Here is a 7,026-nt window from a genome sequence, read left to right as displayed (position 1 = left end):
AGCAGGTTCAGGCCGAAGCGGACGCGGCCGACGACATCGACTGGGACATCTCGGTCGACTCCACGATCGTCCGCGCCCACCAGCACGCGGCCGGCACCCGCCCCTGGACCGCCAAGGACGACGCTCTCCCCCTGCTCCGCGCTGCGCTCGACGAGGCCGGTGTGGCCTGGGAGCCCGCCGCCGCCGACCCGTACACACTGGTCGCCACCCTGCCCGGCACCCGCAAGCTCTCCACCGCCTGCGCGCTGCGGGTCGGCGACCACACCCTGTCGGTGAACGCCTTCGTGATCCGCCGCCCCGACGAGAACCACGAGGGCGTCTACCGCTGGCTGCTGGAACGCAACACCCGCCTGTACGGCGTGGCGTACGCGATCGACCGGCTCGGCGACGTCTACCTGGTCGGGCGGCTGCCGCTGGAGGCGCTCACCGCCGAGACCGTCGACCGGCTGCTCGGCACCGTGCTGGAGAACGCCGACGAACCGTTCAACACCCTGCTGGAACTCGGCTTCGCCACCGCCATCCGCCGCGAATGGGAGTGGCGCACCAAGCGCGGCGAGTCCACCCGCAACCTCACCGCCTTCGCCCACCTGGCGAGCGAGAACCCGCCCGCCGCCGACTGAGCCCCGCGCCACGGCCGCCGCGGACAGCTCAGACCGTGGCGGCCACCGGCTCCGCGGCCTGCTCCGCCGCCTCCGCCGACCCCGGACGCGGGCGGTCGATCCGGACGAACGCCACCGCCGCCAGCGTCCCCGCCGCGGCGCAGCCGCCCCACAGCACCCAACTGCCCGCGTACTGCAGCAGCAGGCCGCCGCCCAGCGGCCCGACGAAGGACGCCAGCGCCCAGGACAGCGAGTACACGCCCTGGTAGCGGCCCCGCGCCCCGGCCGGGGAGCGCTCGGCGACCAGCGCCATCATGGTCGGGGTGCTCACGATCTCGCCGACCGTCCAGATCACCACCGTCAGCGCGTACAGCGCGAAGGACGAGCCCGCCACCGCCGTCAGACCGAAGCCCCAGCCGGTCAGCAGCGCGCCGGCCATCAGCAGCGCGGTGCGGCTGCGGCCCTCCATCAGCCTGGTCAGCGGCAGCTGGAGCAGCACGATCAGCACCCCGTTGAGGCTGACCAGCAGGCCGTACTGGGCGGTCGAGACGCCGTGCGCCGTCATGTCCACCGCCAGCGTGGTGGAACCCTGCTGGTAGACCACCGCCAGCAGCAGGTTCACCGCCACCACCGCCAGGAAGGCGCGGTCCCGGAACACCGCACCCAGGCCGACCTCGGGCGCCGACGGCTCCGCGGCCGCCTCCGCCGCCGCCCGCGACATCGTCTCGGGGACCTTCACGAACACCACCACCGCGCACAGCAGCGTGGTCAGCGCGTCCAGCACGAACAGCGTCAGGTAGCCGTGCGCCGCGATCAGGCCGGCCAGCCCGGCGGAGACGCCGAAGCCGATGTTGATCGCCCAGTAGTTCAGCGAGTACGCCCGCACCCGGTCGGCCGGCGGCACCAGGTCGGCGATCATCGCGGAGACCGCCGGACGGGAGGCGTTGCTCGCCAGACCCACCAGGAACGCCACCACCGCGATCGCCACCGGCCCGTCCGTGAAGCCCAGCACCGCCGTGAACAGCGCCGTCGCCACCTGCGCCGCCAGCAGCGTGGGCCGCCGACCCAGCCGGTCGGTCAGCACCCCCGCCCCGAGCGACGCAACCGCCGAACCCGCCCCGAACAGGCCCGCCACCAGGCCCGCGAAGGACGCCGAATAGCCCTCGCTCTTCGTCAGATAGAGCGCCAGGAAAGGGACCACGAATCCGCCCAGCCGATTGACCAGGGTGGACGTCCACAACCACCAGAACTCGCGCGGCAGCCCGCCCGCGGCCCTGCGTACTTCGGACACCAGGCGGGCGGCGAGGGGCATGCGGACACTCCCGGAACAGCTGGAAACAGTAAGAAGCGAAATTGCTGAACGCACATTACGGCGCACGTGGACAGCCCGGCCAGCGAATTTCCCCCTCCACTAAGCTGGCCCCATGGCTGACACGACCTACCGCTTGATCCTGCTCCGCCACGGCGAGAGCCAGTGGAACCAGAAGAACCTCTTCACCGGATGGGTCGACGTCGACCTCAACGAGAAGGGCGAGAAGGAGGCCGCCCGCGGCGGCGAACTGCTGCTCGCCGAAGGCCTGCTGCCGGACGTGCTGCACACCTCGCTGCTGCGCCGTGCCATCCGCACCTCGCAGATCGCCCTCGACAAGGCCGACCGCCACTGGATCCCGGTCCGCCGCAGCTGGCGCCTGAACGAGCGCCACTACGGCGCCCTGCAGGGCAAGGACAAGGCCCAGACCCTCGCCGAGTTCGGCGAGGAGCAGTTCCAGCTCTGGCGCCGCTCCTACGACACCCCGCCGCCGGCCCTCGCCGACGACGCCGAGTACTCCCAGGCCGACGACCCGCGCTACGGCGAGATCCCGTCCGAGCTGCGCCCGCGCACCGAGTGCCTCAAGGACGTCGTCGAGCGCATGCTCCCCTACTGGTACGACGCCATCGTGCCGGACCTCGCGGCCGGGAAGACCGTCCTGGTGACCGCTCACGGCAACAGCCTGCGCGCCCTGGTCAAGCACCTCGACGGCATCTCCGACGAGGCCATCGCCGGCCTCAACATCCCCACCGGCATCCCGCTCGTCTACGAGCTCGACGCCGACTTCAAGCCGCTCACCCCGGGCGGCCGCTACCTCGACCCGGAGGCCGCCGCGGCCGCCATCGAGGCCGTCAAGAACCAGGGCAAGAAGAAGTAGCAGCGCTTCCCGTCCTCCGCAGCCCCCTGCCCGGCGCAACGACGCCCCGGCCCAGGGGGCTGTTCCGTCTCCGGGCGCCGGGGCGTCAACTGCCGGGCGGCGACGAGTGGTTCAGACCACAAAGAATGGTTCAGACCATTGACGGAGGCCGGTCCGGCTTCTAGCGTGGTGGCCAATGTCAGCGCGGGCATGCCAATGCCGGCCGCACCCCCACGCGGCCCCAGCGCGTGCCCGTGCATGTACTCCATCCACCCCCACGGAGGAGCACCATGCGCAAGCGCAACATCCTCGCGGTCGGCTTCGCGGCCGCCGCGGCGACCGTGGCGACGGCGATCCCCGCCAGCTCGCACGGATTCATCACCACCCCGCCGAGCCGGGCCGGCCTGTGCGGAGCGGGCGTGGTCAAGAACTGCGGCGACATCCAGTGGGAGCCGCAGAGCGTCGAGGGCCCGAAGGGCTTCCCGACCCGGGGCCCCGCCGACGGCGCGCTGTGCGCCGGCGGCGACGCCCGCTGGGCCCCGCTGGACAACCCGCGCAGCGGCGCCTGGCCGACCACCAAGGTGACCGCAGGGCAGCAGCTCACGCTGACCTGGAGCATCGAGGCGCGGCACGCCACCACGTCGTTCCGGTACTTCATCACCAAGCCGGGCTACGACGCCACCACCAAGATCACCCGGGCGAACCTCAACCTGACGCCGTTCCTGACCGTGCCGATGGGCGGCAAGCAGCCCCCGGCCACGCTCAGCCACACGGCGACGCTGCCCTCCGGCCTGACCGGCCACCAGGTGATCCTGGCGGTCTGGGACATCGCCGACACCGGCAACGCGTTCTACCAGTGCATGGACGTCACCTTCTGACCGTCCGGGCACCGGGGCGTGCCGGGCACCCGGCCGTGCCGAGCGGCCGGGCGCACCGCACGACAGGGGCCGGGCACCGCAGGGTGCCCGGCCCTCGCCGTACCGTCAGTGGCCGCCGCAGCAGCCGCCCGTCGCGCCGCCGCACTGGCAGGGCGCGCCGGACTGGCAGCCGCAGCCGCAGCCCGGGCCGCAGCCGCAGCCGGCGGCGAGGATCGGCAGCAGCTTCGCGGCGGCCGGAGCCGTCGGGCTCGGCGGGGGAGTGGTCGGGGTGCCGGTCGTCTTCATCGCGCTGGAGCCCTCCTCGTCCGGGCGGAGCCGGGCAGCCCGGTGGACGCCCGTCCCTTCGAGTGAAACGCCGCCCCGACGCGCCGTCAACGGGCGCGCGGAGGTGGAGAGTTCACGCCGCGCGCGCCCCCGCGGAAACGTTTACTCGGCCGAGTCCGCCGTGGCCACGAAGTCGTCCACGTGCTCGCCGGTGACCAGGAACACCACGCGCTTGGCGACCGAGACCGCGTGGTCCGCGAAGCGCTCGTAGTAGCGGCCGACCAGGGTGACGTCCACCGCGGTCTCGATGCCGTGGTGCCAGCGGTCGTCCAGCAGGTGCGAGAACAGCTCGCGGTGCAGCGCGTCGATCGCGTCGTCGTCCGCCTCCAGCTCCAGCGCCTTGTCCACGTCCTTGGTGGCGATCACCAGGCCGGCCTTGGCCACCAGGCGCTGCGCGAGCTGCCCCATCTCCAGCACGATCGCGTGCAGGTCGTTCGGGACGGCGGTCTCCGGGTAGCGCAGCCGGGCCACCTTGGCGACGTGCCGGGCCAGGTCGCCGCAGCGCTCCAGGTCGGAGCTCATCCGCAGCGAGGTGACCACGATCCGCAGGTCGGTGGCGACCGGCTGCTGGCGGGCCAGCAGGTCGATGGCCCGGTTCTCCAGGTCGTGGTGCAGGTTGTTGATCTTCTCGTCGGCGGCGATCACGCTCTCCGCCAGCTCCAGATCCGCGTCCAGCAGTGCGGTGGTGGCCCGTCCCATCGCCGAGCCGACCAGCCGGGCCATCTCGACCAGGCCGTCGCTGATCGAGTCGAGTTCCTCGTGGTACGCGTCGCGCATTGCGCTCTTCTCCTCCAGTACCGGTGTCGGTGGCGGTGCCGACCGGACGCCCCGCGCCGGGCGGCCCGGTGCGGGGCCGACCGGACGGACGGCCGCTGCTGGTGGCGCGAATGGTAGCCGCGTCACCGCCCACACGGGCTTGCACCGCCCACACTGGTTCGTTCGGGCGACCCCCTGCGGCCTCAGCGGTGAATCGGCGGCATCGTGAAGGTGAATTCTCGGCAACGCCCGGCCGATGCCTTGATCGCACCCTTACGGAGCCCGCCCGAGCACCATTTACGCTGGCAGGCATGGACGTGAATGTGGCCGCCGCCGCTGCCTGCGCCATAGCCGGGCTCGGCGTCGGCCTCACCGCCTCCATCGCCTTCCGCTGGAGCGAGCGCGAGCAGGGCCGGGGGAACAACGGCAGCAGCAGCAGGAACCCCGGGCCGGAGCCCCTCCAGGAGCCGGCCCTGCCGCCCGGCGTGGACACCGTGCTCTCGGTGCTGCGCTCCTGCGCGATCGTGCTCGGCGACGGCGACGAGGTGGTCAAGGCCTCCTCCGCCGCCTACGCCATGGGCCTGGTGCGCGGCGGCCGGGTCGCCGTGGACCCGATGCTGTCGCTGGCCCGCTCCACCCGCCGGGACGGCGAGATCCGGCAGATCGAACTGGAACTCACCCGCCCCGGCGCCTCCGCCCGGGTCGCCGAACCGCTGGCGGTCTCGGTCCGGGTCGCCCCGCTCGGCTCCCGGCTGGTGCTGGTGCTGGTCGAGGACCGCACCGAGCGCCGCCGGATCGAGGCGATCCGCCGCGACTTCGTGGCCAACGTCTCGCACGAGCTGAAGACCCCGGTCGGCGCCCTCTCGCTGCTCTCCGAGGCCGTCGCCGACGCCTCGGACGACCCGGAGGCGGTGCAGCGCTTCGCCGGCCGGATGCAGGTCGAGGCCACCCGGCTGGCCAGCCTGGTCCAGGAGATCATCGACCTCTCCCGGGTCCAGGACGACCAGTTGAAGGTCGACCCGGAGCCGGTCGCGGTGGACGAGCTGATCGCCGAGGCGATCGACCGCTGCCGGCAGACCGCCGCCGCCAAGCAGATCGTCATCGCCGCGGGCGGCACCACCGGCCTGTACCTGGTCGGCAACCGCGGCCAACTGGCCGCCGCACTCGGCAACCTGGTGGAGAACGCGGTGAACTACAGCCCGCCGCGCACCAGGGTGGCGATCGCCACCCGCCGGATCTCCAGCGCCGCCGCGCTGGGCGAGGCGGACGGCGAACTGATCGAGATCTCGGTGACCGACCAGGGCATCGGCATCTCGGAGAAGGACCGCGAGCGGATCTTCGAACGCTTCTACCGGGTGGACCCCGCCCGCTCCCGCCTCACCGGTGGCACCGGCCTCGGCCTGTCCATCGTCAAGCACGTCGCCGCCTCGCACCGCGGCACCGTGTCGGTGTGGAGCGTCGAGGGCCAGGGCTCCACCTTCACACTGCGGCTCCCCGCCGGGCAGGCCCCGGTCGAGGACCGCGCATCCTCAGCAGCACCCACACACCCTGCCCCGGAGGCCCGATCGTGACCCGTGTACTGGTGGTCGAGGACGAGGAGTCGTTCAGCGACGCCCTGTCGTACATGCTCCGCAAGGAGGGCTTCGAGGTGGCGATCGCCGCCACCGGGCCCGACGCGCTGGAGCAGTTCGAGCGCAACGGAGCCGACCTCGTCCTGCTCGACCTGATGCTGCCCGGCCTGCCCGGCACCGAGGTCTGCCGCCAGCTGCGAGTCCGCTCCAACGTTCCGGTGATCATGGTCACCGCCAAGGACAGCGAGATCGACAAGGTCGTCGGGCTGGAGATAGGAGCCGACGACTACGTCACCAAGCCCTACTCCACCCGCGAGCTGGTCGCCCGGATCCGCGCGGTGCTCCGCCGCCGCGGCGAGGACGCGAACGGCGACGGCGCCGCCGCCCCCGGCGCGCTGGAGGCCGGCCCGGTCCGGATGGACGTCGACCGGCACGTGGTGACGGTGGACGGCGCCAAGGTCGACCTGCCGCTGAAGGAGTTCGACCTGCTGGAGATGCTGCTGCGCAACGCCGGCCGGGTGCTCACCCGGATGCAGCTGATCGACCGGGTGTGGGGCGCGGACTACGTCGGCGACACCAAGACCCTGGACGTCCACGTCAAGCGCCTGCGGGCGAAGATCGAGCCCGACCCGGGCGCGCCGCGCTACCTGGTCACCGTCCGCGGCCTGGGCTACAAGTTCGAGCCGTAGACCGCACCCGCGACATCGCGAAGGGGCCCCGCCGCGGCGGGGCC

At 72.5% G+C, this 7,026-nt stretch carries 8 protein-coding genes and 1 pseudogene; 6 read left to right on the top strand and 3 right to left on the bottom strand.

Features of this window, described 5'->3' with window-relative positions; genetic code table 11:
* Both ACWEMJ_RS33185 and ACWEMJ_RS33180 read left to right on the top strand, forming a co-directional pair.
* A pseudogene (locus ACWEMJ_RS33185) lies at positions 1 to 101 on the top strand (IS5/IS1182 family transposase); the annotation flags it as partial.
* 60 nt (positions 102 to 161) lie between these two features.
* A complete protein-coding gene (locus tag ACWEMJ_RS33180) occupies positions 162 to 620 on the top strand; it encodes a YbjN domain-containing protein (protein ID WP_452140862.1) in 459 nt (152 codons plus the stop codon).
* Between the two features lie 28 nt (positions 621 to 648).
* Here ACWEMJ_RS33180 and ACWEMJ_RS33175 read toward each other — a convergent pair whose 3' ends face one another.
* A complete protein-coding gene (locus ACWEMJ_RS33175) occupies positions 649 to 1,911 on the bottom strand; it encodes an MDR family MFS transporter (protein ID WP_452140861.1) in 1,263 nt (420 codons plus the stop codon).
* Between the two features lie 112 nt (positions 1,912 to 2,023).
* Between ACWEMJ_RS33175 and ACWEMJ_RS33170 the strand changes: the two genes are divergently transcribed.
* Complete coding sequence (locus ACWEMJ_RS33170; protein WP_452140860.1) at positions 2,024 to 2,785, top strand: phosphoglyceromutase; 762 nt, start codon at positions 2,024 to 2,026, stop codon at positions 2,783 to 2,785.
* Between the two features lie 269 nt (positions 2,786 to 3,054).
* A complete protein-coding gene (locus ACWEMJ_RS33165; protein WP_452140859.1) occupies positions 3,055 to 3,642 on the top strand; it encodes a lytic polysaccharide monooxygenase auxiliary activity family 9 protein in 588 nt (195 codons plus the stop codon).
* Between the two features lie 105 nt (positions 3,643 to 3,747).
* Here ACWEMJ_RS33165 and ACWEMJ_RS33160 read toward each other — a convergent pair whose 3' ends face one another.
* Both ACWEMJ_RS33160 and phoU read right to left on the bottom strand, forming a co-directional pair.
* Positions 3,748 to 3,927, bottom strand: coding sequence for a hypothetical protein (locus ACWEMJ_RS33160; RefSeq protein ID WP_452140858.1), 180 nt, complete (start codon positions 3,925 to 3,927; stop codon positions 3,748 to 3,750).
* A 141-nt stretch (positions 3,928 to 4,068) separates the two neighbouring features.
* Entirely contained in the window at positions 4,069 to 4,743 is a 675-nt protein-coding gene (phoU, locus tag ACWEMJ_RS33155; protein WP_452140857.1) for a phosphate signaling complex protein PhoU, read from the bottom strand.
* Between the two features lie 290 nt (positions 4,744 to 5,033).
* Between phoU and ACWEMJ_RS33150 the strand changes: the two genes are divergently transcribed.
* Positions 5,034 to 6,293, top strand: a complete 1,260-nt coding sequence (locus ACWEMJ_RS33150; protein WP_452140856.1) for a sensor histidine kinase — start codon at positions 5,034 to 5,036, stop codon at positions 6,291 to 6,293.
* The gene (locus ACWEMJ_RS33145; RefSeq protein ID WP_043914922.1) at positions 6,290 to 6,982 is read left to right on the top strand and encodes a response regulator transcription factor; all 693 of its coding nucleotides are present in this window, start codon (positions 6,290 to 6,292) and stop codon (positions 6,980 to 6,982) included. The genes ACWEMJ_RS33150 and ACWEMJ_RS33145 overlap by 4 nt, the downstream gene beginning before the upstream one ends.
* Positions 6,983 to 7,026: the final 44 nt, after the last annotated feature.

It is taken from the genome of Kitasatospora sp. NPDC004531, assembly GCF_053602195.1.
Note: the sequence above shows the minus strand (reverse complement) of the source record. Positions and strands in the feature narration are given on the sequence as shown.